Origin of the sequence: Streptomyces sp. BoleA5 (assembly GCF_000373665.1) — a bacterium.
Taxonomy (GTDB): domain Bacteria; phylum Actinomycetota; class Actinomycetes; order Streptomycetales; family Streptomycetaceae; genus Actinacidiphila.
Map to the genome: position 1 here is coordinate 44,280 of NZ_KB892097.1, position 26,052 is coordinate 70,331.

Here is a 26,052-nt window from a genome sequence, read left to right on the forward strand (position 1 = left end):
TGCTTCCGGAGGATCTTGGAAAATCGCATGTTCGATTTCCTTGTACCCCGTTTATCGTTGATTAGCCGTCACTTCTCCTGGAGTTCGCCCGGTCTTGGGCCGGCCCGCACCGGTTCCGTGCGGCCTGCCTGTCGCGGGTCCGACGCACACCGGTGACCTGGGCGGATCCCCGATCGCCGGGCGCGTGAACGCGCCCGGCGGGCGTACGTGTTGAACCGCGCGCCGCGTTCGCCGTGCGTACGACCGGAACGGACGGGTACACGTCACGGCGTGGACGCCCCGACGACCGCCCCACGGGTACCGGAAATGTCCGGCACATCTCCGGTGCATGGCCTTCACGTGACCACGGCCACGTGGGAACGTGACCTGCGCCACCCACCATCGGCGCGGACTCGCGTAGTCTGACGACTTCACTCGCCCCGTCTCACTGGGTTCCCCCGGGACCGTCCCCTCGTCCTGCCCAGGGACACCGCGAGCGCACCGCTGGGAGGTACGTACATGACAGGGACGTCCTCGGCCGGCATTTCCGGGTCGGCCGCCGTCCCGCGGCACACCCGGCCGGTCAACCGCTGGACCGTGCTGATCGTCCTCTGCGTCAGCCTGCTGCTCGTCGCACTCGACGCGACCGTGCTGCACGTCGCCGTTCCCGCGGTGAGCGAGGACCTGCGCCCCGGCGCGATCGCGCTGCTGTGGATCGTCGACGCCTATCCGCTCGTCGCCGCGTCTTTGCTCATCCTCTTCGGCACCCTCGGCGACCGCGTCGGAAGACGCCGGATCCTGCTGCTCGGCTACGCGATCTTCGCCGGCGCCTCGGCGGTGGCCGCCTTCGCGCCCGACCCACGTGTCCTCATCGCGGCCCGGGCCCTGCTCGGCGTCGGCGGCGCGATGATCATGCCGGCCACGCTGTCGATCCTCCGGCAGGTCTTCCCCGACCGCCGGGAGCGGGCCGTCGCCATCGGCGTGTGGAGCGCCGTCGCGGCCGTCGGCGCCGCCGTCGGGCCGGTCCTCGGCGGCTTCCTCGTGGAGCACTTCTGGTGGGGCTCGGTCTTCCTGATCAACATCCCGCTGATGGCCGTCATCCTTCCGGTGGCCCGCTGGCTGCTGCCGGAGTCCCGTGGTGAGCTGGACGGCCCCTGGGACGTGCTCGGCGCGGTGATGGCCGCGCTGGGCATCCTCGGCGCCATCCTCGGCGTCAAGCGGATCGGCGGCGGCGCGGCCCCGTACGAGCCCTCCGCGCTGGTCCCGCTGCTCGTGGGCCTGGTCCTGCTGGTGCTGTTCGTGCGGCGGCAGCGCAGGCGCGAGCACCCGCTCATCGACATAGGCATGTTCGTCAGGCCCGCCTTCGGCACCTCCGTGGGCTGCATCGTGCTGGCTCTGCTCGCCCTCGTCGGCCTCGAACTGATCGCCGTCCAGTACCTGCAGCTGGTCCTCGGACTGAGCCCCCTGCAGACGGGGCTGCGGCTGCTGCCGCTCACCCTCGCCGCCATGGGTGCCGGCCTGCTGGGCTCCCGGATGCTCGGCAGCTTCGGACCGCGGGCCATGGTGAGCTCCGGTTTCGTCCTCACCGCGTGCGCGGTGCTCGTGCTGACCCTCATGGGCCAGCACGACCGCCCGGGCGTGCTGACCGCGGGCTTCGTCCTGCTGGGCTTCGGGCTGGAGACCACGCTCTTCGGGGCGTACGAGTCCATGCTGAGCGACGCCCCCGCCGAACAGGCGGGCGGCGCCGCCGCGATCGGCGAGACCTCCTACCAGCTGGGCGCCGGCCTCGGCATCGCGCTGCTGGGCAGCGTCATGAACGCCGCCTACGCCCCCGGCGTCGCCCGGGTCCCCGGGGTGCCGGCCGACGCCGGCGCATCGGCGGGCAAGTCGCTCGGCGAGGCGTACGAGGTCTCCGACCACCTCGGCGGTTCCGCAGGGGCCTCGCTGCGGCACGCCGCACGGCACGCCTTCGTCCACGGAATGCACATCACCCTGGTGGTCAGCGCGGGCCTGCTGCTGCTCGGCGCGGTCGCCGCGCTGCGGCTGCCCCGCCGCATGGAGTGCGGCACGGCGGCCCAGCGGCCCGCCGCCCCCGGCATCCCGTCCCCACGCGAGCACGCCCTGGCCGGGGCCGACGTGTCGCGCTGAGCACACCGTCGGGGGCTTTACCCGCCCCCGCCACGGAAGTAGCTTCGTCGGCGAGACGCAGTGATCACCGGAGAGGACGACGATGTCCGCTGGAAAGCCGCAGTTCGACCCGTACGACCCGCTCGGCATCGACGACCTGCTGGACGACGAGGACCGCGCGGTGCGGGACACCGTCCGCGGCTGGGCCGCCGACCGCGTGCTGCCGCACGTGGCGGAGTGGTACGAGCGCGGCGAGCTGCCCGGGATCCGCGAGCTGGCCAGGGAACTCGGCTCGATCGGCGCGCTGGGCATGTCGCTGACCGGCTACGGCTGCGCCGGCGCCTCCGCCGTCCAGTACGGCCTGGCCTGCCTGGAGCTGGAGGCCGCCGACTCCGGCATCCGCTCGCTCGTCTCCGTCCAGGGCTCGCTGGCGATGTACGCCATCCACCGGTTCGGCTCCGAGGAGCAGAAGCGGCGCTGGCTGCCGCGGATGGCCGCCGGCGAGGTGATCGGCTGCTTCGGTCTCACCGAGCCCGACCACGGCTCCGACCCGGCGGGCATGCGCACCCACGCCAAACGGGACGGATCCGACTGGATCCTGAACGGCCGCAAGATGTGGATCACCAACGGCTCCGTGGCCGGAGTCGCCGTGGTGTGGGCCCGCACCGACGAGGGCATCCGCGGCTTCGCCGTGCCCGCGGGCACCCCGGGGTTCTCCGCCCCGGAGATCAAGCACAAGTGGTCGCTGCGCGCCTCCGTCACCAGCGAACTGGTGATGGACGACGTGCGCCTGCCCGCCGACGCCGTCCTCCCCGAGGCCACCGGTCTGCGCGGCCCGCTCAGCTGCCTGAACCACGCCCGCTACGGGATCGTCTGGGGGGCCATGGGCGCCGCGCGCAGCAGTTTCGAGGCCGCCCTGGAGTACTCCCGTACCCGCGAGCAGTTCGGCCGGCCCATCGGCGGTTTCCAGCTGACCCAGGCCAAACTCGCCGACATGGCGCTCGAACTGCACAAGGGAATCCTCCTCGCCCACCACCTCGGGCGGCGCATGGACGCGGGCACGCTCCGTCCGGAACAGGTCAGCTTCGGCAAGCTCAACAACGTGCGCGAGGCGATCGAGATCTGCCGAACGGCCCGGACCGTGCTGGGCGCGAACGGCATCTCCCTGGAGTACCCCGTGATGCGGCACGCGACCAACCTGGAGTCCGTGCTCACCTACGAGGGCACCGTCGAGATGCACCAGCTCGTGCTCGGCAAGGCGCTCACCGGGCTCGACGCCTTCCGGTAGCCGCCACGGCATCGGCGCCGGAACCCGGCGCCGATGCCGCGGTCAGTTCTGGTTGAAGAAGCCGTCGCCGCCGCGCCTGCTGTCCGCGTTGACGACCAGGTAGTCGGGCGGGGTCAGCAGGAAGACGCGGTTCGCCACACGGTCGATGGAGCCGCGCAGGCCGAAGGTGAGGCCGGCCGCGAAGTCGACGACGCGCTTGGCGTCGGAGGACTCCATGGCCGTCAGGTTGACGATGACCGGGACGCCGTCCCGGAACAGCTCGCCGATGCCGCGGGCGTCCCGGAAGCCGTCCGGGGTGACCGTGGCGATCCGGCGGCCCTGCTCCTCCGCCGAATCGGAGGCCACGCGCACGCGGGGGTCCGTGACCCAGGAGTCGGGGGAGGACGTCTCGGCGCCGTCGCCGTAATCGGCGTAGTCCTCGTCGTAGTACTCCTCGGCGCTGTTGTCGTCGACGAGTCCCAGCCAGGCGCTCGCCCGTCGTACCGATCCCATGGACGCCTCCTCTCGCACGCGGTCAGTTTGCCGTCCGCACCCCTATGGTCGTCCATGATGCGGATGATGCGCCAAGCGGATACCCACCGTGGGGTGGATTCGTGACAGACCTGGTGCATAAATCGCACTAGTGGCCCCCAGTCACCCCATGGAATACGGCTCCTGACGGATCATCGGAAAGGGTCCCGCTCGGTAGAGTGATGCCGAACCGCCGGACAGCCGAACGGGCGGCGTACAGAACGACCAGCCGATGACGTGCTCCATTGCTGCGAATGACGTACGGGGGATTGCGATGTTCGGAATCGTCAGACCGTGCAGGCACCGCCTGCCGGAGAAGCTGGCCATATCGTGGACGGCCCATCTGTGCGGTCTCTGCCTCGCCCTGAGGGATGACCACGGGCAACTGGCCAGGGTCGCCACGAATTACGACGGACTCATCGTCTCGGTGCTGGTCGAGGGCCAGGCCGGGCGGACGCGGGACGGACGCCGCACCGCCGGGCCGTGCCCGCTGCGGGCGATGCGGACCGCGCCGGTGGCGCAGGGGGAGGGCGCGCGGCTGGCCGCGGCGGTCTCGCTGGTGCTGGCCTCCGCGAAGGTGCGCGACCACATGGCGGACGGCGACGGGTTGCTGGCGCGCCGTCCGGTCGCCGCGGCGGCGCGCACGGTGGCCCGCCGCTGGGACCGCGCGGGCGCCGTGACGGGTTCGGTCCTCGGCTTCGACACCGCGGTGCTGGTGGACGCCGTCGGCCGGCAGACCGCGGTCGAGGCGGCCGCCGGGCCCGGCACGTCCCTGCTGGCCGTCACCGAGCCCACCGAGACCGCCACCGCCGCCGCGTTCGGCCACACGGCGGTGCTGGCCGGGCGGCCGGGCAACCGCGCCCCACTGGAGGAGGCGGGCCGGCTCTTCGGCCGCCTCGCCCACCTGCTGGACGCCGTGGAGGACCTGGACGCCGACGCCGCGGCCGGCGCGTGGAACCCGCTGACCGCCACCGGGACGAGCCTGGCCGAGGCGCGGCGGCTGTGCGACGACGCCGTGCACGGGGTCAGGCTGGCGCTACGGGACGTCGAGTTCACCGACGGCGCGCTCGCCCATGTCCTGCTCGCCCACGAGCTGCGGCGGTCCGTGGACCGCGCGTTCGGCGCCTCGTGCGCCCATCACCCGGGCCCGGGCGGCCCCGGTGGGCCGGTGCAGTCGCCCTGGCTGACCCCCGGCCCCCCGCACCAGCAGGGTCCCCGCCGCGGCCTGCTCGCCGGGTGCGCGGTGTTCGCGGGACTCTGCTGCACCTGCCAGATCTGCTGCCGGGACCACTACGACGACCCCTGGAGCGGCAAGCGGCGTGAGGGCTGGTGCTCCAGCTGCGACTGCTCCGGGTGCGACTGCGACTGCGGCTGCGGTGACGGCTGCTGCTGCGACTGCGACTGCTGCGGCTGCGACTGCTGAGGGGCCGTGCGGCCCGTTCGCCGCGAGGGCGAGGGCGAGGGCGACGGCGACGCCGGGGCGCGGGCGCGATGTCCCGCGGCCCGGCCCTCGTGGGTGCGCGCGGTGGTCCTCGGGCGGTTGTGCCCGGTGGGGCCGTTCAACGGGCCCTGCGCGGCCGGGGATCGCGCGGCCCCGGCGCTCGGGGCGCGGGCCGCGCGGGCGCGCGCGTGACCATGAGCCGGAGGCGGGCTGAGGCGGCGTGAAGGGACGGCGGCGTCGTCCGGCGCAGCCGACGGTGCGTGCTCGGTGCGGCTGGGGTCGGGGAAGGCCCCTGTGCACTGGGTCGGTGTGGCGGCGCGGCGCCTGGTCATGTGCGAGGTCGGGTGCGCGGGTGCGGTGAGGCCGTTCGACGCCGCTCCGGGCGGTCGGGATGTCGCCCCCGGACACGGGTCGCGCGGCCGCGCGTCGCGGTGGCGCGCGGCCGTACGGCTCCGCGCGGGCCGTCCGTTCGCGCCAAACCGGGGGTGGGACGCGGGGGCGGCCGACGGGTGGCGGGGGCGGCGGGCTCACCAGCCGATACACCGTCACAGCGGTGCGTGCGGAGGCGGTGTCGGGGTGTTTCAGTGGCGTCACGAGGCCGAAACCCGCCCTTGTGCGCTTGTGCGCGGCTCTGAATACTCCCGTGTGCGCAGCATTTGTCAGGAGCACGCCACCCCCACAGTACGGCGGAGCTCTCGCTGCGCCTCACCGGCCCGCGCTACGCGGGTCACCTTCCGTTCCCCCACAGGAGGAAAACGCGTGAGGATCAAGCGCACCACCCACACCCCCGTCCCGAGACGTGCACGGCTGATCGCCGTGGCGTCCGGTCTGCTGGCGGTTACCGCGCTCACCCTGCCCGCCGCCCAGGCCGCCCCCGCGCCCAAGGCCTCCCCGGAGGCCGCTGCCGCGCTCACCACGTCCCTCGGCACCGCCTCCACCGCCGGTTCGTACTACGACGCCAAGGCCAAGGCCATGGTCGTCAACGTCACGAACGACAAGGCGGCCCAGGCCGTCAGCGCGGCCGGCGCGGTCCCGAAGTTCGTGGCGCACAGCACCGCCCAGCTGGAGAAGGCCGGGAAGGCCACCCTCGCCGCGGACATCGCGGGCACGTCGTGGGTCGTCGACCCGAAGTCCAACCGGCTGGAGATCACCGCCGACAGTACCGTCACCGGCGCCGAACTCACCAAGCTGCAGGAGGCTACCGCCTCCTACGGCGACGCGGTCACCTTCCGGCGCACGGCCGGCACCTTCAAGCGGCTGATCGCCGGCGGCGACGCCATCTACGGCGGCGGCTACCGCTGCTCGCTCGGCTTCAACGTGCGCAGCGGCAGCACCAACTACTTCCTGACCGCCGGGCACTGCGCCGAGGTCGCCTCGACCTGGTACTCCAACTCCAGCCAGTCCACCGTGCTGGGCTCGAACGCCGGCTACAGCTTCCCGACCAACGACTACGCGCTGGTCCGGTACAGCAACACCTCCGTGACCAAGAGCGGCACGGCCGGCAACACCGACATCACCAGCGCCGGCAACGCCTTCGTGGGCCAGGCCGTCCTGCGCGACGGCTCCACCACCGGCATCCACAGCGGTTCGGTCACCGGCCTCAACGCCACCGTCAACTACGGCGGCGGCGACGTGGTCTACCAGATGATCCGCACCAACGTGTGCGCCGAGGGCGGCGACTCCGGTGGCGCGCTGTACACCTCCGGGGGCATCGCGCTGGGTCTGACCTCCGGCGGCAGCGGCAACTGCAGCAGCGGCGGGACGACCTTCTTCCAGCCGGTGACGGAGGCGCTCAGCGTCTACGGCGTCAGCGTCTTCTGACCTTCCGGGAGGTCCACGCCCTCCCTTCCGTCACGGACGTGCCCGGCGGCCCCACGGCCGCCGGGCACGTCCCGTATGGCCCTCGTGTCCGCCGGGCTGATCGTCGCAATACTCCGCGAGGCACCGCATGACCTCGTGGGGGGGGACATATGAGGAACAAGCGCACCACTCCGCGCAGCGGCCTCGCCGAAGGGGCCGCGCTGCGCGGAGCGGCGCTCCTCGGCCTGCTGGCCGCGACCGCGGTCGCCGTGCCGGCCGACTTGTGCGCGGAACCCGGCGACTCCGGGGGCCCGTTGTACGACGGGACCAAGGCCCTGGGGCTGCTGTCCGGCGGCAGCGGCGACTGCGCCGAGGGAGGCACCACCTTCTTCCAGCCGCTGCCCGCGGTCCTCAAGGCGTACGGGGTCGCCGTGTACTGAGCCCGGCCCCGGCCACCGCCCGCGGGACGTGCGCCCCGGTCACTCCGTGAAGCGCACCTCCCGGGCGGCGGCCTCCGGCGCGGCGAACCCCAGCAGCCGCTCGCCCTCCGCCGCGAGCGCCGTGCGCGCCCCGGCGTCCAGCGGCGCGTGCGGCTGGACGTGGAGCACGGCCGCGTCGCGGGCGGACCGGATCCGCCACAGCCCGTGGACGAAGCCGTCGTGGAGGAAGAAGCCGCGGTTGCTGCCGCTGCCGGGCAGCGGCTGCCCGGCCCGGAGGTCGCGCGGCACGATCCGCGCCCGGTCGGCGTGCGAGAGGGCGATGTTGTCGTACTGCGGCAGGAACCGCGGCGGCGCCGTCGTCCCGGGGCCGGGGAAGGGCGCGCCGGGGACGTCGTACAGGGCGGTGCCCTTCTCGTCGCGGTAGACCCGCAGCCCCGGGCGGAGCCGGTCCATGACCGCGCGGAGCCCGGTCAGCCCCGACCAGACGGCGACGTCCCCGGCCGACGCGGGGCCGAAGGCCGCGAGGTAGCGCAGGACCGCCGCGTCCGGCGCGGAGCCGTCCCCCAGGTCGAAGTCCCGGCCGAGCCACCGGTCGGCCGGGGTCTGCAGGGCCGCGCCGGAGGTGCGCCACAGGCCGCGGGGCGGCGGCTGCACGGTCGGCACCCGTGCCGTGACGGCCAGCGCGAGGGGCAGCCGCTCGCGCTCCGGCCAGCGCTCCCGCAGGGCGTCCCCGAGCCGGCTCGGGGACAGCGGGCCGTCCTCGAGGAGCGCCCGGCCCGCTCCGGCCACCTCCGCCAGGTCCAGCCCCGCCAACTGCCGCCGGAACTGCCCGAGCAGGCGCCGTTCGAGCACGTCCTGCACCACCGGGCGCAGCGCCATGCAGTCCCGTGCCGTCACCAGGTGAACCGTCCACCGCAGCAGCGACATCCGCACCGCCCGCCGGTCCGCGAGCATCCCGGACAGCTCCTGCGGCGCGAAGTCCTCGATCCGGGACCACAGCGCCACGTACGGGTCCTGGGGCTCCTGCGCCTGCAGTCCCACCAGTCGCTCGACCATCTCCGCGGCGCCGGTGGGCTCCCGGCCCAGCAGCGACTGCCGGGCCAGGAGGGAGCGGTTGAGCGTCCGGCGGTCCAGGACGGCGCCTTCGGGGATCGTCTCCATGGGCGTCACGGTAGGCCTGAACGCGGTCAGGAACCGTCCGCGATGCCTGCCAGACTGCTGCCGTGCTGGAAACCTCCGCCCGACTGCTGCGCCTGCTGTCCCTGCTCCAGTCCCGGCGCGACTGGACGGGGCCCGAGCTCGCCGAGCGCCTCGACGTCACCGCCCGGACGGTGCGCCGCGACGTGGAGCGCCTGCGCGCCCTCGGCTACCCCGTGCACGCCACCCCCGGCACCGCCGGCGGCTACCGGCTGGGCGCGGGCGCCGCGCTGCCCCCGCTGCTGCTCGACGACGACGAGGCGATCGCGGTCGCGCTGTGTCTGCGCACCGGCGCCGGCGGCAGCGTCGAGGGCATCGAGGAGACCTCGCTGCGCGCACTGGCCAAGCTGGAGCAGGTGCTGCCCTCCCGGCTGCGCCGCCGGGCGCAGGCCATGGAGGCCGTTGCGGTCGCCCGCCCCGCGTCCCTGCCGGGCGCCGTCGCCCAGGACGTGCTGACCGCGATCGGCGCCGCCTGCCGCGACCACGAACGGCTGCGCTTCGACTACCGGGCGCACGGCGGCACCGCGAGCCGCCGCACGGTGGAGCCGCACAGCCTGGTCCACCACGGCCGACGCTGGTACCTGCTGGCCTGGGACACCGACCGGCAGGACTGGCGCACCTTCCGTGTCGACCGGATGGACCCCAGAACGCCCACCGGCCCCCGCTTCGCGCCCCGGCGGCCCCCGTCGGACGCCGCGTCGTACGTCGCGCGGGGGGTCACCTCGCGGGCCTACCGCCACCAGGCCGTCGTCGTCGTGCACGCCCCCGCCGAGGCCGTGGCCGAGTACGCGGGGTACGCGACCGTGGAGTCCACCGGGCCGGACAGTTGCGTGCTGCGCACCGGTTCCGAGTCCCTCGACGCGCTCGCCGTCTACATCGGCATGCTCGGCGTCGACTTCGAGGTGCGGGAGCCCCCTGAGCTGGCCGAACGGCTGCGTGTCGTCGCGGACCGGCTCGCCCGGGCGGCGGGCGCGCCGCGGTAGGCCGCCGCCCGGACCGTAACGGGGCATCCCGGCCCGTATCCGGCGGGTTACCCGCGAGGTACCGTGGAAGTACTGCGATTCCGGACCCCAGGGGGCCGTGATGGTCGTCGAGTTGATAGCCGCCGTGCTCTCGGCAGGAGCGTTGTACTTCGTGGCCGGGGCCCGTGTGGTGCAGCAGTTCGAGCGGGGCGTGGTGTTCCGGCTCGGCAAGGTCAGGGACGGGGTGCGGACCCCCGGATTCACCATGATCGTGCCGGTCGTCGACCGGATGCGGAAGGTGAACCTGCAGATCGTGACGATGCCGGTGCCCGCCCAGGAGGGCATCACCCGCGACAACGTCACGGTCAAGGTGGACGCGGTGGTGTACTTCAAGGTCGTCAACGCCACCGACGCGATCATCAACGTCGAGGACTACCGGTTCGCCGTCTCGCAGATGGCGCAGACCTCGCTGCGGTCGATCATCGGCAAGAGCGACCTGGACGACCTGCTCTCCAACCGTGAGAAGCTCAACCAGGGGCTGGAGCTGATGATCGACAGCCCGGCCATCGGGTGGGGCGTGCAGATCGACCGCGTGGAGATCAAGGACGTCTCGCTGCCGGAGACGATGAAGCGCTCGATGGCCCGCCAGGCCGAGTCCGAGCGGGAGCGCCGGGCGCGGATCATCAACGCGGACGCCGAGTTCCAGGCCTCCAAGAAGCTCGCCGACGCCGCGGCGGTCATGAGCGACACTCCCGCCGCGCTCCAGCTCCGCCTGCTGCAGACGGTCGTCGCCGTCGCCGCGGAGAAGAACTCCACGCTCGTGCTGCCCTTCCCGGTGGAGCTGCTGCGCTTCCTCGAGCGCGCACAGCAGGGCCCGTACCCGGCGGTCGAACAGCAGCCCGCACCCCGCGCGGCGGCGGCGTCTCCCCGGGGGCCCGCGCCGAGGGCCGCCGCCGACCTGCCCGAGTCCGGCGTTCCGTTGGCGGAGCCCGCCGAGGAGCTCCCCGCCGACCTGCGCGAGACCCTCGCGGCGGACCCGCTGCTGGAGGCCGTCCGGCCGCAGCGGCCCCCGGACGTCAGCTGAGCCCGCCCTCCGCCCGCGGCACGTCCGGCCGCCACAAGTACGGCACGGTCACCGCCACCGGCAGCAGCCCCAGCCGGGCCAGGATCGGGGCGCTGTCCGGGGACGCGTCGACCTGCACGAAGCGGTGACCCGCCGCGACCGCCAGCCGGGCCCGGTGCGCCACCGTCGCCCGGTAGGCGCCGCGGCCCCGCCACTCAGGCAAGGTGGAGCCGCCCCACAGCGACACGAAGTCGGTGCCCTCGTGGAAGCGGGCCCAGCCGGCGCAGACCACCGTGCCGTCGGCGGTCTCGGCGACGACCACCACGCAAGGGTCGCCGGACCCCGACACCTCGCTCTCCAGCATCCCCGGCAGCCAGTCGTGGGGCACGCCCCAGACCGTCTCCTCCATCCGCCGGACGCGCTCGAAGTCCGCCCGTGACGTGACCTCCCGCAGCGTCAGACCCTCCGGCAGCACCGGGGCGGCCGTCAGCGCCGCCGCCTCGCCGACCAGCACCGTCTCCGGCTCCTCCGGCACGAAGCCGGCCGCGACCAGCCGGTCCGGCAGCCCCGCGGGCAGGTCGTGGGTGTGGTACTTCCACTCCACCGGCATGCCCAGCGCGGCGAAGTGGTCCCGCTGCCTCGTGATCAAGGCGTCCAGCCCGGGCCCGTCCAGCCCGCCGAGGTCGCGGTAGTCGAGGAACCCCGCCTCCCCGTGCCGGTAGGTCTTGCGCAGCAGCGGGCCGTCGCGTTCCACCGACTCGTACCGCGAGAGGTCGGCGGGGACACGGGCGCGCAACTGCCGGTCGTAGGCGGCGCGGTAGTCCAGCGCCACGGGGGAGGGGTCGAAAGTGCTCATCAGGCGGATTCCACCACAACCGTGACCCGGGGCGCGAGCCGATCTGCCGCGGTGAACGCAACGGGGTGGGGCCGCGTATGTCAGACGGAACGACGCTTCCCCCTTGCGCCCGACGATCCGGCCTGTATCCCCCCACAGGAGGTCACGAGTTGAAGCACAAACAGATAGCCAAGCGGAAGATCGTGTTCGTCACGGCCGGTGCCGCCGCCATCGCGGCAGCGGCCGTACTGCTGCCCAACGCCAATGCCTCGCAGCCCGCCGAGCAGGGCCCCGAAGTCCCCGCGCCGAAGCGGCTCACCGCCGCGGCCGCCGCGGAACTCGCCTCACGGCTCGGCGCGGAGTTCGGCCCGTCCGTCGCGGGGGCGTACTACGACGCGAGGAGCCGGCGGCTCGTGGTGAACGTGGTCGCCGGGGACGGCGGCGACGTGGCCGAGCGGGCAGCGAAGGCCGGCGCCGCGACCCGGACGGTCGAGAACAGCGCCGCCGAACTGAGCTCCGCCGCACAGACCTTGAGGCAGCGCGCCACGATCCCCGGCACCGCCTGGGCCGTCGACCCCCGGACGAACCGGATCCTGGTCACCGCGGACAGCACCGTCACCGGTGGCAGGTGGGACACCCTGGAGTCCACCGTGCGGTCCCTGGGCGGCGGCATGGCCCGGATCCAGAAGTCAGCGGGCGAGTTCAAGCCCCTCGTGGCCGGCGGTGACGCCATCTTCGCCGACGGGGCACGCTGTTCGCTGGGGTTCAACGTCGTCAAGGACGGCGCCCCGGCCTTCCTCACCGCGGGCCACTGCGGGGTCGCCTTCGCGAACTGGTCGGACAGCCAGGGCGGGGCACCCGTCGCGACCGTGCGGCAGGCGACCTTCCCGGGTGACGGCGACTTCGCGCTCGTGACGTACGACGACCCGAACACCCAGGCGCCCAGCCAGGTGAACCTCGGCAACGGCCGGGCCCTGGCCGTGGGCGGGGCCGCGGAGGCCGCGGTGGGCCAGGAGGTGTTCCGGATGGGCAGCACCACGGGGCTGAACGGGGGCACGGTCCTCGGACTCGACGCGACGGTCAACTACCCGGAGGGCACCGTCACCGGGCTGATCCAGACCGACGTCTGCGCCGAACCGGGCGACAGCGGTGGCGCGCTGTTCACCCGTGACGGCAGCGCGATCGGCCTCACCTCCGGCGGCAGTGGGGACTGCCAGGTCGGTGGGGAGACCTTCTTCCAGCCGGTGACCACGGCGCTGGCCGCGGTCGGGGCGCAACTCGGCTGACGTCCACGTGGTTCAGGGGGCTCCGGGCCGCGGCGGCGTCCGGGGCCCGGGCGTGTGCGGCCGGGATCAGCGGATCAGCGGATCAGCGGAACCGGCGGTGCAGGGGGAAGGCCATGACCGTCGCGCCGACGTGCACGGCCCGGTGGGCCGGGCGCGGCGCCTTGGCCTCCTCGTGCAGGCCGACCAGCAGGGCCGCCAGCCGGTGCCGGAAGTCGTCCCAGACCTCGGCGTCCTCGTCCTCCGGGTACTGCGGGGTCCGTGCGCCGCACGGCGGCTCCACCAGACCGGCGGCCGCGAGGCGGCGCAGGTGGCTCACCATGCGCAGCCGGCCGGGGTGCGCCATGGGTCTGGAGATGGTGTCGGTCGCCGTCATGGCGGTCAGTAAATCGTGCCGTCCCCTTGCCTTCGCAACCCCTGAGTAGCCACCGGGGTGACGTATGCGTGACGCGGGTTGACGCATGGGACGCGGGAGCACCCGCGTGACATCGGGACGTGACGAATCTCGCACCGATGCGGTGTTTGGACCCTCCGGGAGGGCGCGTACCCTCGCACCCCTCCCGAGCCCCGGTCCCGCCCGCGGGGCCCGGCGGGCGGGGCGATGACGCCGTGCCCGGGGAAGGCCGGGGTTTTTCGGCGTAGCGTGGCCGCCGTGACGGATCTGGTGGCACGGACTTGTGACCGTATCGACCGGCTGGACGCCCGGATCAAGGCGTTCGTGCGGGAGCCGGACCGGCGGGGCCGGCTGGCGGCGGAGGCGGCCGAGGCGCCGCCGGGCGTGCTGTCCGGGGTGATGGTGGGCGTCAAGGACATCGTCCGGATCGACGGGATGGAGACCAGGGCCGGGTCCGCGGTGCCGCCGGAGGCGCTGGCCGGGCCGCAGGCATCGCTGGTGGACCGGCTGCGGGCGGCCGGGGCGCTGGTGGCGGGGAAGACGGTGACGGCCGAGTTCGCGGTGACCGCGCCGGGGCCGACCCGCAATCCGCACAATACCGCCCACACGCCGGGTGGTTCGAGCAGCGGCTCGGCGGCCGCGGTGGCGGCGGGCATGGTGCCGCTGGCGGTCGGGACGCAGACCGTCGGCTCGGTGGTCCGGCCCGCGGCCTACTGCGGGGTGGTGGGCTTCAAGCCGACCTTCGGGCGCGTCCCGGTGGACGGGGTGATCGCCAACGCCCCGAGCTTCGACACGGTCGGGGTGCTCGCCGCGGACGTCGCGATGGCGGCGCGCGGCGCGTCCGCCCTGTGCGACGACTGGCGGGAGCCGCCGGCCGGCGAGCGCGGACCGGTGCTCGGCATACCCGCGGGGCCCTACCTGGAGCGGGCCGGGGCGGAGGCCCGGGAGGCCTTCGCGGCGCAGGCCGGGCGGCTGGAGTCGGCGGGCTGGACGGTGCGCGAGGTGCCGATGATGGCGGGCCCGGGTGAGTTCGACGCGGTGGTACGGCAGTTGTACGTCATGAACCGCTACGAGGTGGCCCGTACGCACGCCGACTGGTTCCCCCGGCACGGCCACCTGTACCGCGAGCAGACGGTCGCCGCCATCCGCGAGGGCCACGCCGTCGGCCGCGACGACTACGAACGGGCCGTGGGCGAGCGCCGGATCCTCCGCGAGCGGCTGCTGACGGCCATGGAGGAGGTCGACGTCTGGCTGGCACCGTCCGCCACCGGGCCCGCGCCGTTCGGGCTGGGCAGCACCGGCGACTCGGTGATGTGCCTGCCGTGGAGCAACGCGGGCTTCCCCTCGGTGAGCCTGCCCGCCGGGTTCGCCGCCAACGGCCTGCCGCTGGGCCTGCAGGCCGTCGGGCGCCCCGGCGAGGACGAGGAACTGCTGCGGTGGGCGGCGGCGTTCGCCCCGGTCGTCAGGCCTCGGTGAAGACCAGGTCCTCGATCGGGACGGTCATCCGCACGGTGTGGTCGCCGGTCACCTCGACGACGTGGTGCAGTCCCCGCACCTGCGCGCGGGGGGTGTCCGAGGACAGGATCCGGTAGGTGTCGGCCGCCCCGGCCAGGAAGGCGCGGAAGGCGCCGAGGGAGGGCTCGCCGAGCGCGAGGTAGTCGAAGAGCCGCCGGAAGAGCTTGGGGACGATCACCGCGTCGTCGGTGAGCGAGGAGAGTCCGGTGACCTTCGCGCCGGTGGTGCTCACGTCGTCCGGCCACAGCCCCCTGCCCGCCTCCCGGGCCTGCCGGGCGACGTCGGTCAGCTCCCGGCGCAGGTCCTCGTAGAGGTTGCTGTAGAAGGTCGGGTAGGCCAGGCCCTCGGCGACCAGGTGGTGGTTGACGGTGGCGCGCAGCAGCGGCACGCCGACCGTGACCTCCTGGCCGCTCTTCGTGCCCTCCGGCAGCGCGCCCCGGCCGGCCAGGGCGACGCAGCGGCCGTGCACGTCCACCCCGCCGGTGAGGATCCAGCCGGGAACGCTCTCGGGACTGGCGGCGACGACCCTCTCGCCGCCGGGCCCGCGTTCCACGGCGGTGAAGCCGAGACGGCGCAGCAGTTCGTCCCGGGCCGCGTGGGCGAAGGGCAGGGGCTGGTGGGCCGGGGCGGAGGTGGGCCCGTAGTGGGTCTCCAGCGCGTCGACGGCGTCCAGCCGCAGCTTGCCCCGGCAGGAGTCGGTGAGGTCGAGCCCGAGACCGCCCCTGACCCGGTTCCAGTCGGAGTGGCGGGAGGGGACGAAGCCCACGGTGTCCCCGTCCGGCTCGGTGTTCTTTATCTGGAAAGAGCCCTTGACCAGCAGCATCGGCATGGCGACTCCCGTCGGGGGTGCGAGCGTCGGTGACGTCGTGTGCAGGAAACCACGCGGAGGGTGGCGGAGGACAGGGATCCGGCGCGTCTTCGTACACATGTTCGACAAGTGGTCTATGGTGGATGGCAGAGGGTTCGGAACGGGGGAGGCATGAGCGGTCGGAGGTGCGTATGGCGGGATTCACGCACCTGCACACCGTCTCCGGCTTCTCGCTGAGGTACGGGGCCTCGCACCCCGAGCGGCTCGCCGAGCGCGCCGCCGAACGGGGGATGGACGCGCTGGCGCTGACCGACCGGGACACGGTCGCCGGGGTGGTGCGCTTCGCCAAGGCGTGCGCGCGGGCCGGGGTGCGGCCGCTGTTCGGGGCCTCCCTGGCGGTGCCGGCGGCGTACGCGGGGGAGGGCGCCGTACCTCAGGCCGGACCGCCGCCCGCCCGCCGGCGTACCCCGGTGCGCGGCGGGGCCTTCGTGCCGGAGGCGACCGACCGGGCGGTGTTCCTCGCCCGGGACGGCCGGGGCTGGGGCGCGCTGTGCCGGCTGGTCAGCGCCGCCCACACCGACGGCGGCATCGCCTGGGAGGACCTGGGACGGGAGGGGCTGTACGTGCTGCTCGGCGCGGACTCCGAGGTCGGCCGCGCGCTGGCGGCCGGACGTCCCGACCGGGCCGCCAGGCTGCTGCGCCCCTGGCGCGAGGTGTACGGGGACGCGCTGCGCCTGGAGGCCGTGCACCACGGCCGCACCGGCACCGGGTACGGCTCGCTGCGGCTCGCCTCCCGCACCGTCGGTTTCGCCGTCGAGCAGGGCGTCGTCCCGGTGCTGACCAACGCCGTCCGCTACGCCGACCCCGGCCAGGGGGAGGTGGCCGACGTCCTGGACTCGGCGCGCCGCCTGGTGCCCGTCGACGTGCGCGACGCGGGGGGCCTGGACAGCGGCGAGCGCTGGCTGAAGGACTCCGGTGACATGGCGCGCACCGCCGAGCGGGTCGTGGAGGCGGCCGGTTTCACCCGCGGCGACGCCCGCCGGCTGCTGCGGGCCACCGAGGAGACCGCCGCGGGCTGCGCCGTCGACCCGGAGGAGGACCTGGGGCTCGGGCAGGTGCACTTCCCCGAGCCGGAGCTCGTCGGCGCCGGCGCCCGCACAGCTGACCGCGTGCTGCGTTCCCACTGCGCCGCCGGGATGGTCCGGGAGGGCCACGACCGGGACCCGGAGTACTGGGCGCGGCTCGACCACGAACTGCGGATCATCGAGGGGCTCGGCTTCGCCTCGTACTTCCTCACCGTCGGCCAGGTGGTCGCCGACGTGCGGGAGATGGGCATCAGGGTGGCCGCCCGCGGCTCGGGCGCCGGCTCGCTCGTCAACCACCTGCTGGGCATCGCCGCCGCGGACCCCGTCGAGCACGACCTGCTCATGGAACGCTTCCTGTCCGGCAGGCGCGTCTCCCTGCCCGACATCGACATCGACGTGGAGTCCGCCCGCCGGCTGGAGGTCTACCGGCGCATCCTGGACCGCTTCGGCGGTGAGCGGGTCGCCACCGTCGCCATGCCCGAGACCTACCGCGTCCGCCACGCGGTGCGCGACGTGGGCGCCGCCCTCGGGATGGACCCGGAGCAGACCGACCGGCTGGCCAAGGCCTTCCCGCACATCCGGGCCCGCGACGCGCGGGCCGCGCTCGCCGAACTGCCCGAGCTGCGGCAGGTGGCGGGGGAGGACCACGGCCGGCTGTGGGAGCTGGTGGAGGCGCTGGACGCGCTGCCACGCGGGGTCGCCATGCACCCCTGCGGGGTGCTGCTGTCGGACGCCGGGCTGCTGGACCGCACACCGGTTGTGCCGACCAGCGGCGAGGGCTTCCCGATGTCGCAGTTCGACAAGGACGACGTCGAGGACCTCGGGCTGCTCAAGCTCGACGTGCTCGGGGTGCGCATGCAGTCCGCGATGGCGCACACCCTGGACGAGGTGGAACGGACCGGCGGCGGCCGGATCGACCTGGACCGCATCCCGCAGGGCGACCCCGCGACGTACGAACTGGTCCGCTCCGCCGAGACGCTGGGCTGCTTCCAGATCGAGTCCCCGGGCCAGCGCGACCTGGTGGGACGGCTGCAGCCGGCCACCTTCCACGACCTGGTCGTGGACATCTCCCTCTTCCGCCCCGGGCCGGTCGCCGCCGACATGGTGCGGCCCTTCATCGAGGCCCGGCACGGCCGCACGCCCGTCCACTACCCGCACCCCGACCTTGAGCCCGTGCTGCGCGAGACCCACGGGGTCGTCGTCTTCCACGAACAGCTCATCGGCATCATGTGCGTCATGACCGGCTGCGACCGGGGCTTCGCCGACGAGGCCCGGCGGGCGCTGTCGGACGAGACCCGGCAGGGGCGGCTGCGGGCCTGGTTCGCGGACGCGGCCCGGGAGCGCGGCTACTCCCGCGAGGTCATCCGGCACACCTGGGAGATCGTCTCGGCCTTCGGCGCGTACGGCTTCTGCAAGGCGCACGCCGTCGCCTTCGCCGTGCCGACCTACCAGTCCGCCTGGCTCAAGGCGCACCACCCGGCGGCCTTCTACGCCGGGGTGCTCACCCACGACCCCGGGATGTACCCCAAGCGGCTGCTCCTCGCGGACGCCCGGCGGCGCGGGGTGCCGGTGCTGCCGCTGGACGTCAACCGGTCCGGCGCGACCTACCGGATCGAACCGGTGCCCGGCGAGGGGGGCGAGGAGGAGGTGTGGGGGCTGCGGCTCGCGCTCTCCGAGGTGCACGGCATCAGCGAGGCCGAGGTCGCCCGGATCACCGCCGGACAGCCCTACTCCTCCCTCCAGGACCTGTGGGAACGCGCCCGCCCGGGCCGCGCCGCCGCCGAACGCCTCGTCCAGGTCGGCGCGCTGGACCCCTTCGGGGGCAACCGCCGCGACATGCTGCTCCAGGTCGCCGAAGTGCACCGGCAGGGCCGGGCCTCCGCGTACGACGGCCAGCTCACCCTGACCGGAGGGGAGGGCGAGCCGGCGTTCGCGCCGATCGGCCTGCCCGACATGGACGACGGCGAACGGCTCGGCGCCGAACTCGGCGTCCTCGGCATGGACGCCTCCCGCCACCTGATGGACGACCACCTGGCCTTCCTGGAGGAGCTGGGCGCGATCCCGGCGAACCGGCTGCGCGAGGTGCGGCACGGCCAGACCGTGCTGGTCGCCGGGGCCAAGGCGGCCACCCAGACGCCGCCCGTCCGCTCCGGGCGCCGGGTCGTCTTCACCACCCTCGACGACGGCACCGGCCTGGTCGACCTCGCCTTCTTCGACGACAGCCACGAGGCCTGCGCCCACACCGTCTTCCACTCCTGGCTGCTGCTGGTCCGCGGGGTGGTCCAGCGCCGCGGACCGCAGAGCCTGTCCGTGGTCGGCGCCGCCGCGTGGAACCTGGCCGAGCTGGTCGAACTGCGCAAGGAGGGTGGCCTGGAGGCGGTCGCGGCACGCCTGGCCGAGGCCCCGGGCGAGCCCGCCGGCCTGCCCGCGCCCCCGCCCGAGGGCCGCCGGGTCCGGATGTCCACCGGTTACGAGATGCACCCCTGGGCCGATCTGCGGCCCGCGGGCGAGGGCGCTTTGACCGGCCGCAAGCTGTGGCACTCCAGCCCGGGGAGCGCGGGACGATGACGGACGACCTGCACGTGCTGTACGTGCACTTCCACGCCGCAGAGGCGCTGTACGAGCGACTCCTCGCGCTGCTCGGCGGCTTCACCCCCGTCGTCCAGGCGCTGCCGCCCGACGCCGCGCTCGCCGACGTCCGCGGGGCGCTGCGCTACTTCGGGCGCGACGCCGCGGAACTGGCCACGCTGCTGCGGGTGCGGCTGCTCGCGCTCCACGGCGTGGACTGCACGATCGGCGTGGGACCGAACCCGCTGCTCGCCCGGATGGCCGCACAGGGCGGACCGGAGGGCGCGGTGCGCGCGGCACCCACCGACCCCGCGGCCGTGGCGGCCTTCCTCGCCGAGCGCCCGGTGGCGGCGCTGCACGGCGTCGGCCCGGCGACGGCACGGCAGTTGGGCACGTACGGCCTGGACACCGTGGGACGGGTGGCGGCCGCGCCCCTGAGCACCCTGCAGCGGATCCTGGGCGCCGCGGCGGGCCGCAGGACGCACGAGCGGGCCCGCGGCATCGACCCGGCCCCGGTCGTACCGAACGCCCCCGCCCGCTCCGCCGGCGCCGAACGCCGCTTCGGCCACGACGAACTGGACCCCGTACGGCACCGCCGCGCCCTGCTGTCGCTCACCGAGGAACTGGGCTCCGCGCTGCGCGCGTCGGGCCGGGTCGCACGCTCACTGACCCTCACCGTCCGCTACGCAGACCGCTCCACGACCACCCGCACCCGCGGACTGCCCGAGCCGACCGGCCACGGCACCGCCCTCGCCGAGGCCGCGTACCGGCTCTACGAGGGGCTGGGGCTGCAGCGTGCCCGGGTGCGCGGCCTCGCGCTGCGCGCGGAGGGGCTGACGGACGCCGGTCTCGCGACGCTGCAGCTCAGCCTGGACCCGGGGGACGAGAAGGCGCGCCGGATCGAGGCGGTCGCGGACCGGGCGCGGGCCCGTTTCGGCCCGCGGGCCCTGATGCCCGCGGCGCTGTCGGGTGCGGCCTGACGCCCCATTACCACATCGGCGTGAAGCCGACGTGATGAATTCTTTACCCACCGGTAGCTGGCGGTGTTTGTTACTCCTCCGTAAATTGACGGAAACTCAGCACTCTGGTGATCCGGATCACAGGTTGCACGGGAGCCAGTCCTTCCCCCACCTGCGAGGAGATCGCTCGATGCTGCCCATCAGACCGCGATCAGCGCTCCGGCTCCTCTCCGCGCTGACTCTCACCGCCGCCCTCTTCGCCACCCCCGTCCTGGCGGACACCACCACCGCCGCACTGGCGAAGGCCCCCACGCCCGGCGCCAAGGCCGCCGCGACCGTCAACGCCGCGGCCACCGCCGCCGGCGCCACCGCGAGCAGCGGCTGGAACAACTGGTCCTGCAAGCCGTCCGCCGCCCACCCGCGGCCCGTCGTCCTCGTCCACGGCACCCTCGGCAACTCCATCGACAACTGGCTCGGCCTCGCGCCCTACCTGGTCAAGCGGGGCTACTGCGTCTACTCCCTCGACTACGGCCAACTGCCCGGTGTTCCCCTCTTCCACGGGCTCGGCCCCGTCACCGCGTCCTCCCAGCAGCTCGCCGACTACGTCGACCGGGTCCTCGCGTCCACCGGCGCGGGCAAGGTGGACATCGTCGGGCACTCCCAGGGCGGCATGATGCCGCGCTACTACATGAGGTTCCTCGGCGGCGCCCCCAAGGTGAACGCGCTCGTCGGCATCGCGCCCAGCAATCACGGGACCGACCTGGGCGGGCTGCTCAAGCTGCTGCCGTACTTCCCCGGGGCGGCCGAGGCCATCGAGCACCTCAGCCCGCAGGGACTGACCGACCAGATGGCCGGATCGGCCTTCCTCACCAAGCTGAACGCCGGCGCAGACACCCTGCCCGGCGTCCGCTACACGGTGATCGCGACCAAGTACGACGAGGTCGTGACGCCGTACACCTCGCAGTTCCTGTCCGGCCCCGACGTCCGCAACGTGGTGCTGCAGGACCTGTGCCCGCTCGACCTGTCCGAGCACGTCCTCGCCGGGCTGACCGACCGCATCGTGTTCCACGAGACGGCCAACGCCCTCGACCCGGCGCACGCCAGGGCGACCGACTGCGGGGACGTCTTCAGCTGACGGTCCGCCTCAGCCGGCGTTCCCCGCCCGGCGCCTGCGGGCGACGAGCAGCAGCACCGACGCACCGAGCGAGACGGCGGCGGCCCCCGCCGCCATCAGCGAGGCCGTGCCGGTGCTGCTGCTCCCGGTTCGCGCGAGGTCCGCGCCGGACGGGGACGCCACCGCCCTCGCGGACGGCTCCGCGGCGCCCGGAGCGCGGGCCTCGCCGGCCCGGCGCCGCGGCCGGGCCGCCACCGCCCTCCCCTCCCCGGCCGACGGGCCGGGGAGGGGGCGCCGTGTCAGGAGGAGTGCCGGCTGCGGGAGGTGCGGCGCGGCGGGTGGGTGAGGGTGATCTGCCGCACGAGCTGGTGGAAGCAGGACAGTGCCGCGATGGCGGGGAGGCTGGCCACGGTCCAGTCGGTGATCGTCCGGGGGGCGGAGGCGACGCAGAACAGGATCGCGAAGACGGAGAAGAGCAGCACGACCGCCCAGGAGTGCGGGGCGCGGCGCTGGTGCAGCGCGGCCCGCAGGATCGACAGCGAGGCCACCATCCAGGGGCCGTACACCAGCAGCGGCCACCAGTCCGCCAGCCCCGACGCCCCGTCGGTGGCGGCGATGTGGCGCAGCGGGTCGTGGGCGACCATCCCGCCGAGCACGCTCACCATCGCCACGATGGTGGCGGCGACCGCCGCGACGACGAAGCTGAGGGTCTGGGTCCGGGTGATCTTCTGCCGCAGCGCCGCCCGCCGGATCCTGCGGTGCCGGTGCCGGGTGAGCGGCAGTTCGTGGGTCGCGGCCTCCGGTGAGGGCGCGGCGAAGACGTCGTCCTCCTCGTCCTCGTCCACGTCGTCCAGCAAGGGGGGTTCGAGGAGCTGGGCCAATTCCTCCTCGGACGTCCACACGCCGTTCAGGACTTCGTAGTCCGGAGCGGAGAAGACGCCGTTCCCCGAGGTGTCGTCCGGGGCCTGGCGGGGACTGTAAATGGTGTGCCCGTTGAGGTGGTCCTCGTACGGCACGTCGTTCTCGAAGCGGAAACGGTCCTGCAAAGGCGGCATGAAGGAATTCCTGTCGGGGCCGGGCGTGGGCGGGGGATACGGGGAATGCACGCCCTAATACCTCGCATCCAGATCGATGCCGGAGCAGCGGCGAATGAAATCCCCCTCGATCCCGAGCATTTCGTCGGCGAACCGTTCCAGTTCCGAAGAGCAGTACACGAGTTGAATGTGCTCCTCGCCGCGCTCGATGTAGGCGTCCGAACTCCGGCCGAAGAATCCCGCCGTTCCCGGGACGAGGACCCACTCCCCGAGGGGGACGCCCTCCGTCGGGCGGTACGGACGGCTGCGGCGGATGGGCGCCGGGACCGTCCGGGGGACCTCACTCCCGGACGGCGCACTCGGCGCGTTCTGGGGATCGACTGTGACCACATCCCCACAACGACCTCCGGACCGCGATGGAGTTGCGCCGTTCGAGTGACCTCCGCCCCGTGTTCCGTGAGGTGTTGGCCCTGGCCACAGGCGCCGGCGGGCAGCCTAGGGTGACGCCATGACCGAACCGACGCGCCGCCGCGCGGCCGCCCTCGAGCTCATCGACGCCGTCGTCGACCCCGGCACCTGGCGCGGCTGGGACGAGCCCGTGACCGCCCTGCCCGGGTATCTCGACGACCCCGGGTACCGCGCCGACCTCGACCGGGCACGTGAGCGCACCGGGCTCGACGAGTCGGTCGTCACCGGCGAGGGCCGGATCCGCGGCCGCCGGGTCGCCGTCGTCGCGGGCGAGTTCCGCTTCCTGGGCGGCTCGATCGGCGTCGCCGCGGGCGAACGCCTCGTACGGGCCGTCGAACGGGCCACCCGCGAGCGGCTGCCGCTGCTGGCCTCGCCCGCCTCGGGCGGGACGCGGATGCAGGAGGGCACCATCGCCTTCCTGCAGATGGTCAAGGTCGCGGCGGCCATCACCGACCACAAGGCCGCGGGCCTGCCGTACCTCGTCCATCTGCGGCACCCGACCACGGGCGGGGTCTTCGCCTCGTGGGGCTCCCTCGGGCACGTCACCGCCGCCGAACCCGGCGCGCTCATCGGCTTCCTCGGCCCCCGGGTCCACGAGGCCCTGTACGGCGAGGAGTTCCCGCCCGGTGTCCAGGTCGCGGAGAACCTGCTGGCCAACGGCATCGTCGACGCGGTCCTGCCCTCCGGGGAGCTCGCGGACGCCGCGGCGCGCGCCCTCGGGGTGCTGTGCGGCGACACGGCGGGCGCTCCGGACCCCGCAGGGGCCGGGCCCGTGCGCGCCCCGGCCGTCCCCGCCCCCACGGCCGAGGAGTCCATCCGGCGCTCACGGCGGCCCGGACGGCCCGGGCTGCGCGCCCTGCTTGCCGTGGCCGCCCGCGACGTGACCCCGCTCAGCGGGACCGGCGCGGGGGAGCGGGACCCCGGACTCCTGCTCGCGCTCGCCCGGATCGGCGGCACGCCCTGCGTCGTCCTCGGCCACGACCGGCGGGAGACCGGCGACGGGCGGCCGCCCGCGCTCGGCCCGGCCGGCCTGCGGGTCGCCCGGCGCGGCATGGGCATCGCAGCGGAACTTGACCTTCCCCTGCTGTCCGTCGTCGACACGGCGGGCGCCGCGCTGTCCCGGGAGGCCGAGGAGGGCGGCCTGGCGGGCGAGATCGCCCGCTCCCTCGCCGACCTGATGACCGTGCCCGCGCCCACGCTCTGCCTGCTGCTCGGGCAGGGCGCCGGCGGGGGCGCGCTCGCGCTGCTGCCCGCGGACCGGGTGGTCGCGGCGCGGCACGCGTGGCTCTCCCCGCTGCCGCCCGAAGGGGCCTCCGCGATCCTGTACCGGACGACGGAGCGGGCGTACGAGGTGGCCGGGCGCCAGGGGGTGCGTTCGGCGGACCTGGCCGCGCACGGGATCGTCGACCGCGTGGTGGAGGAGGCGCCGGACGCGGCGGACGAGCCCGAGGCGTTCCTCGGCCGCCTCGGCGCCGTCCTGGGCGCGGAGCTCGCGGCCCTGCGCACCCGGCCCCGTGCCGTCCGCCTCGCGGCCCGCCGCACCCGCTACCGGAACCTGGGCCTGAGCTGACGGCCCCCGCGCGAGCCGCGCTCCACGCCGCACGGGGCGTTGTCAGTGGGGGGTGGAAGGATCACGGGGTGGGCGAACTCAGCAGTGACGCGTACTGGGACACCGTGGCCGACCGCTTCGACGAGGAGCCGGACCACGGCTTGCGGGAGCCCGCCGTGCGGGAGGCGTGGGGGGCGCGGCTACGGGAGTGGCTGCCGGGCGCCCCGGCGGACGTGCTCGACCTCGGCTGCGGTACGGGCAGCCTCGCGCGGCTCGCCGCCGAACAGGGGCACCGGGTGACGGCCGTCGACCGTTCGCCGCGGATGGCCGCGCTGGCCCGGGCGAAGCTGGCCGGTACCGGGGCCCGCGTCCTGCTCGGGGACGCGGCCGAACCGCCCGTCGTGGAGGGCCGGTTCGACGTGGTGCTCGTCCGGCACCTGCTGTGGGCGCTCCCCGACCCGGTGGCGGTGCTGCGCCGCTGGGCCCGGCTGCTGCGCCGCGGCGGACGCCTGGTGCTGGTCGAGGGCCGCTGGGGGGAGGCGGAGCCCGTGGGCATCGGCGCCGCCGAACTGGCCGCGATGGTACGGCCATTCGCCGAGCACACCCAGGTCGAGCAGCTCGCCCGGGACACCGCGCTGTGGGGCCGCCCGGTCCACGACGAGCGCTATGCCGCGGTCGTGCGGATCAAGCAGCCCCGCAGGCACACGGAGATCGTCGACGTGCACCTCATCCTGCGCCGCGGCGACGAGGTCCTGCTCGGCCGCCGGGTCGACACCGGTTACGCCGACGGCCTGCTGCACGCCCCCTCCGGTCACGTCGAGGACGGCGAGGACGTCCTGACCGCCATGATCCGCGAGGCCCACGAGGAGGTGGGTGTCGCGTTGCGGCCCGAGGACGTCTCCGTCGCGCTCGTCATGCAGCACCGCGCGCCCGGCGGGGGCGAGCGCACCGGCTGGTTCTTCGAGGCGGACGGCGGGGTCCACGAACCGGTCAACCGCGAGCCGGAGAAGTGCTCGGAGCTCGGCTGGTTCCCCCTGGACGCGCTGCCGGACGACATGGTGGCGTACTGCAGGGCCGGCCTGGAGGCGTACCGCGCGGGCGAGCGCTTCATGCTGCACCTGCACGAGCCGGGCGACACGATCGCCCACGACCCGGCGGGGCCCGGCCGCGCCGTCGCCCTCGCGGACGGCGCGTGCAGCACAATGGCCGCGACAAACAGCGCCGATCCGTCCCGCCGGGAGGACGACACACCGTGAGCCTCAAGATCACCGTAAGGCCCGACGCGGCCACCGCGCCCTACGAGCAACTGCGCGAGCAGATCGCGGACCAGGCCCGTTCAGGCGCCCTCCCGGTCGGCTACCGGCTGCCGACCGTCCGCGGCCTCGCCGACGACCTCGGGCTGGCGGCGAACACCGTGGCCAAGGCCTACCGCGCCCTGGAGACGGACGGTGTGATCGAGACCCGCGGCCGCAACGGCACCTTCGTCGCGGCCGCGGGCGACGCGGCCGCCCGGGAGGCGGCCGCCGCCGCGTCCGCCTACGCCCAGCGGGTGCGGCGCCTCGGTCTCGACCGGGCCGCCGCCGAGGCCGCCGTAGGGGAGGCGCTGCGCGCCGCGTACGAGGCGTAGCCCGTC

22 protein-coding genes and 1 pseudogene are annotated in these 26,052 nt (G+C 74.3%); 15 read left to right on the forward strand and 8 right to left on the reverse strand.

The features are described from left to right. The first annotated feature begins 498 nt into the window (after positions 1-498). Both B085_RS0112675 and B085_RS0112680 read left to right on the forward strand, forming a co-directional pair. A complete protein-coding gene (locus B085_RS0112675) occupies positions 499-2,127 on the forward strand; it encodes an MFS transporter (RefSeq protein WP_018558936.1) in 1,629 nt (542 codons plus the stop codon). 82 nt (positions 2,128-2,209) lie between these two features. After that, positions 2,210-3,394 (forward strand): acyl-CoA dehydrogenase family protein, encoded by a 1,185-nt coding sequence (locus B085_RS0112680; protein ID WP_018558937.1) that lies wholly within the window; start codon positions 2,210-2,212, stop codon positions 3,392-3,394. Positions 3,395-3,436: 42 nt separating this feature from the next. Here the strand turns inward: B085_RS0112680 and B085_RS0112685 are convergent, their stop codons facing one another. Continuing rightward, positions 3,437-3,886, reverse strand: a complete 450-nt coding sequence (locus B085_RS0112685; protein ID WP_018558938.1) for a cell division protein SepF — start codon at positions 3,884-3,886, stop codon at positions 3,437-3,439. A gap of 292 nt (positions 3,887-4,178) precedes the next feature. Between B085_RS0112685 and B085_RS0112690 the strand changes: the two genes are divergently transcribed. From B085_RS0112690 to B085_RS50680, 3 genes and pseudogenes are all read left to right on the forward strand, one after another. Beyond that, complete coding sequence (locus B085_RS0112690; protein ID WP_018558939.1) at positions 4,179-5,327, forward strand: DUF5685 family protein; 1,149 nt, start codon at positions 4,179-4,181, stop codon at positions 5,325-5,327. A 777-nt stretch (positions 5,328-6,104) separates the two neighbouring features. After that, the gene (locus B085_RS0112695) at positions 6,105-7,166 is read left to right on the forward strand and encodes a S1 family peptidase (protein ID WP_018558940.1); all 1,062 of its coding nucleotides are present in this window, start codon (positions 6,105-6,107) and stop codon (positions 7,164-7,166) included. A gap of 260 nt (positions 7,167-7,426) precedes the next feature. Continuing rightward, positions 7,427-7,585 (forward strand): annotated as a pseudogene (locus B085_RS50680) (trypsin-like serine protease); the annotation flags it as partial. A gap of 39 nt (positions 7,586-7,624) precedes the next feature. On the opposite strand, the gene B085_RS0112705 reads toward B085_RS50680, so the two are convergent. Further along, a complete protein-coding gene (locus B085_RS0112705; RefSeq protein WP_018558942.1) occupies positions 7,625-8,746 on the reverse strand; it encodes a winged helix DNA-binding domain-containing protein in 1,122 nt (373 codons plus the stop codon). A 62-nt stretch (positions 8,747-8,808) separates the two neighbouring features. On the opposite strand from B085_RS0112705, the gene B085_RS0112710 reads away from it, so the two are divergent. Beyond that, on the forward strand, positions 8,809-9,765 hold the full coding sequence (locus B085_RS0112710) for a helix-turn-helix transcriptional regulator (protein ID WP_018558943.1): 957 nt from the start codon (positions 8,809-8,811) through the stop codon (positions 9,763-9,765). A gap of 100 nt (positions 9,766-9,865) precedes the next feature. Continuing rightward, on the forward strand, positions 9,866-10,828 hold the full coding sequence (locus B085_RS42185; RefSeq protein WP_078619864.1) for a slipin family protein: 963 nt from the start codon (positions 9,866-9,868) through the stop codon (positions 10,826-10,828). Here B085_RS42185 and B085_RS0112720 read toward each other — a convergent pair. Further along, positions 10,821-11,663 (reverse strand): hypothetical protein, encoded by an 843-nt coding sequence (locus tag B085_RS0112720; protein WP_018558945.1) that lies wholly within the window; start codon positions 11,661-11,663, stop codon positions 10,821-10,823. The two genes, B085_RS42185 and B085_RS0112720, sit on opposite strands and share 8 nt — an antisense overlap. Before the next feature lie 149 nt (positions 11,664-11,812). Between B085_RS0112720 and B085_RS0112725 the strand changes: the two genes are divergently transcribed. After that, positions 11,813-12,928: a S1 family peptidase gene (locus B085_RS0112725; RefSeq protein ID WP_018558946.1), complete on the forward strand. Its 1,116-nt coding sequence runs from the start codon at positions 11,813-11,815 to the stop codon at positions 12,926-12,928. A gap of 82 nt (positions 12,929-13,010) precedes the next feature. On the opposite strand, the gene B085_RS0112730 is transcribed toward B085_RS0112725, so the two are convergent. Continuing rightward, positions 13,011-13,301 (reverse strand): hypothetical protein, encoded by a 291-nt coding sequence (locus tag B085_RS0112730; protein WP_018558947.1) that lies wholly within the window; start codon positions 13,299-13,301, stop codon positions 13,011-13,013. Positions 13,302-13,577: 276 nt separating this feature from the next. Between B085_RS0112730 and B085_RS0112735 the strand changes: the two genes are divergently transcribed. Continuing rightward, positions 13,578-14,795, forward strand: coding sequence for an amidase (locus B085_RS0112735; RefSeq protein WP_234018558.1), 1,218 nt, complete (start codon positions 13,578-13,580; stop codon positions 14,793-14,795). On the opposite strand, the gene B085_RS0112740 is transcribed toward B085_RS0112735, so the two are convergent. Next, positions 14,782-15,663 (reverse strand): hypothetical protein, encoded by an 882-nt coding sequence (locus B085_RS0112740; protein WP_018558949.1) that lies wholly within the window; start codon positions 15,661-15,663, stop codon positions 14,782-14,784. The two genes, B085_RS0112735 and B085_RS0112740, sit on opposite strands and share 14 nt — an antisense overlap. A 170-nt stretch (positions 15,664-15,833) precedes the next feature. Here B085_RS0112740 and B085_RS0112745 point away from each other — a divergent pair, with 170 nt between their 5' ends. From B085_RS0112745 to B085_RS0112755, 3 genes are all read left to right on the forward strand, one after another. After that, positions 15,834-19,295, forward strand: coding sequence for a DNA polymerase III subunit alpha (locus B085_RS0112745; protein ID WP_018558950.1), 3,462 nt, complete (start codon positions 15,834-15,836; stop codon positions 19,293-19,295). After that, a complete protein-coding gene (locus B085_RS0112750; protein WP_018558951.1) occupies positions 19,292-20,275 on the forward strand; it encodes a DNA polymerase Y family protein in 984 nt (327 codons plus the stop codon). The genes B085_RS0112745 and B085_RS0112750 overlap by 4 nt, the downstream gene beginning before the upstream one ends. 169 nt (positions 20,276-20,444) lie before the next feature. Next, the gene (locus tag B085_RS0112755; RefSeq protein ID WP_018558952.1) at positions 20,445-21,389 is read left to right on the forward strand and encodes an esterase/lipase family protein; all 945 of its coding nucleotides are present in this window, start codon (positions 20,445-20,447) and stop codon (positions 21,387-21,389) included. Positions 21,390-21,398: 9 nt separating this feature from the next. Here the strand turns inward: B085_RS0112755 and B085_RS0112760 are convergent, their stop codons facing one another. Genes B085_RS0112760 through B085_RS0112770 form a run of 3 tightly spaced genes read right to left on the reverse strand, consistent with a single transcriptional unit; the run spans position 21,399 to position 22,792 of the window. Further along, on the reverse strand, positions 21,399-21,623 hold the full coding sequence (locus B085_RS0112760; protein ID WP_018558953.1) for a hypothetical protein: 225 nt from the start codon (positions 21,621-21,623) through the stop codon (positions 21,399-21,401). 44 nt (positions 21,624-21,667) lie between these two features. Beyond that, a complete protein-coding gene (locus B085_RS42190; protein WP_078619866.1) occupies positions 21,668-22,423 on the reverse strand; it encodes a DUF2637 domain-containing protein in 756 nt (251 codons plus the stop codon). Between the two features lie 54 nt (positions 22,424-22,477). Continuing rightward, positions 22,478-22,792, reverse strand: a complete 315-nt coding sequence (locus tag B085_RS0112770) for a hypothetical protein (protein WP_018558955.1) — start codon at positions 22,790-22,792, stop codon at positions 22,478-22,480. Between the two features lie 118 nt (positions 22,793-22,910). Between B085_RS0112770 and B085_RS0112775 the strand changes: the two genes are divergently transcribed. The 3 genes from B085_RS0112775 to B085_RS0112785 all read left to right on the forward strand — a co-directional run bounded on the left by B085_RS0112775 (position 22,911) and on the right by B085_RS0112785 (position 26,046). Then, positions 22,911-24,440, forward strand: a complete 1,530-nt coding sequence (locus B085_RS0112775; RefSeq protein ID WP_018558956.1) for a carboxyl transferase domain-containing protein — start codon at positions 22,911-22,913, stop codon at positions 24,438-24,440. A 68-nt stretch (positions 24,441-24,508) separates the two neighbouring features. Next, complete coding sequence (locus tag B085_RS42195) at positions 24,509-25,675, forward strand: methyltransferase domain-containing protein (RefSeq protein WP_018558957.1); 1,167 nt, start codon at positions 24,509-24,511, stop codon at positions 25,673-25,675. Continuing rightward, positions 25,672-26,046: a GntR family transcriptional regulator gene (locus B085_RS0112785; protein ID WP_018558958.1), complete on the forward strand. Its 375-nt coding sequence runs from the start codon at positions 25,672-25,674 to the stop codon at positions 26,044-26,046. Before B085_RS42195 ends, B085_RS0112785 begins: the two co-directional genes overlap by 4 nt. Positions 26,047-26,052 lie beyond the last annotated feature (6 nt).

Coding starts and splice junctions, on each gene's coding strand:
- B085_RS0112775 (WP_018558956.1), top strand. CDS start 22,911: ATGACCGAACCGACGCGCCGCCGCGCGGCCGCCCTCGAGCTCATCGAC.
- B085_RS0112750 (WP_018558951.1), top strand. CDS start 19,292: ATGACGGACGACCTGCACGTGCTGTACGTGCACTTCCACGCCGCAGAG.
- B085_RS42185 (WP_078619864.1), top strand. CDS start 9,866: ATGGTCGTCGAGTTGATAGCCGCCGTGCTCTCGGCAGGAGCGTTGTAC.
- B085_RS0112685 (WP_018558938.1), bottom strand. CDS start 3,886: ATGGGATCGGTACGACGGGCGAGCGCCTGGCTGGGACTCGTCGACGAC.
- B085_RS0112675 (WP_018558936.1), top strand. CDS start 499: ATGACAGGGACGTCCTCGGCCGGCATTTCCGGGTCGGCCGCCGTCCCG.
- B085_RS0112730 (WP_018558947.1), bottom strand. CDS start 13,301: ATGACGGCGACCGACACCATCTCCAGACCCATGGCGCACCCCGGCCGG.
- B085_RS0112690 (WP_018558939.1), top strand. CDS start 4,179: ATGTTCGGAATCGTCAGACCGTGCAGGCACCGCCTGCCGGAGAAGCTG.
- B085_RS0112755 (WP_018558952.1), top strand. CDS start 20,445: ATGCTGCCCATCAGACCGCGATCAGCGCTCCGGCTCCTCTCCGCGCTG.
- B085_RS0112720 (WP_018558945.1), bottom strand. CDS start 11,663: ATGAGCACTTTCGACCCCTCCCCCGTGGCGCTGGACTACCGCGCCGCC.
- B085_RS0112740 (WP_018558949.1), bottom strand. CDS start 15,663: ATGCCGATGCTGCTGGTCAAGGGCTCTTTCCAGATAAAGAACACCGAG.
- B085_RS42190 (WP_078619866.1), bottom strand. CDS start 22,423: ATGCCGCCTTTGCAGGACCGTTTCCGCTTCGAGAACGACGTGCCGTAC.
- B085_RS0112705 (WP_018558942.1), bottom strand. CDS start 8,746: ATGGAGACGATCCCCGAAGGCGCCGTCCTGGACCGCCGGACGCTCAAC.
- B085_RS0112745 (WP_018558950.1), top strand. CDS start 15,834: ATGGCGGGATTCACGCACCTGCACACCGTCTCCGGCTTCTCGCTGAGG.
- B085_RS0112680 (WP_018558937.1), top strand. CDS start 2,210: ATGTCCGCTGGAAAGCCGCAGTTCGACCCGTACGACCCGCTCGGCATC.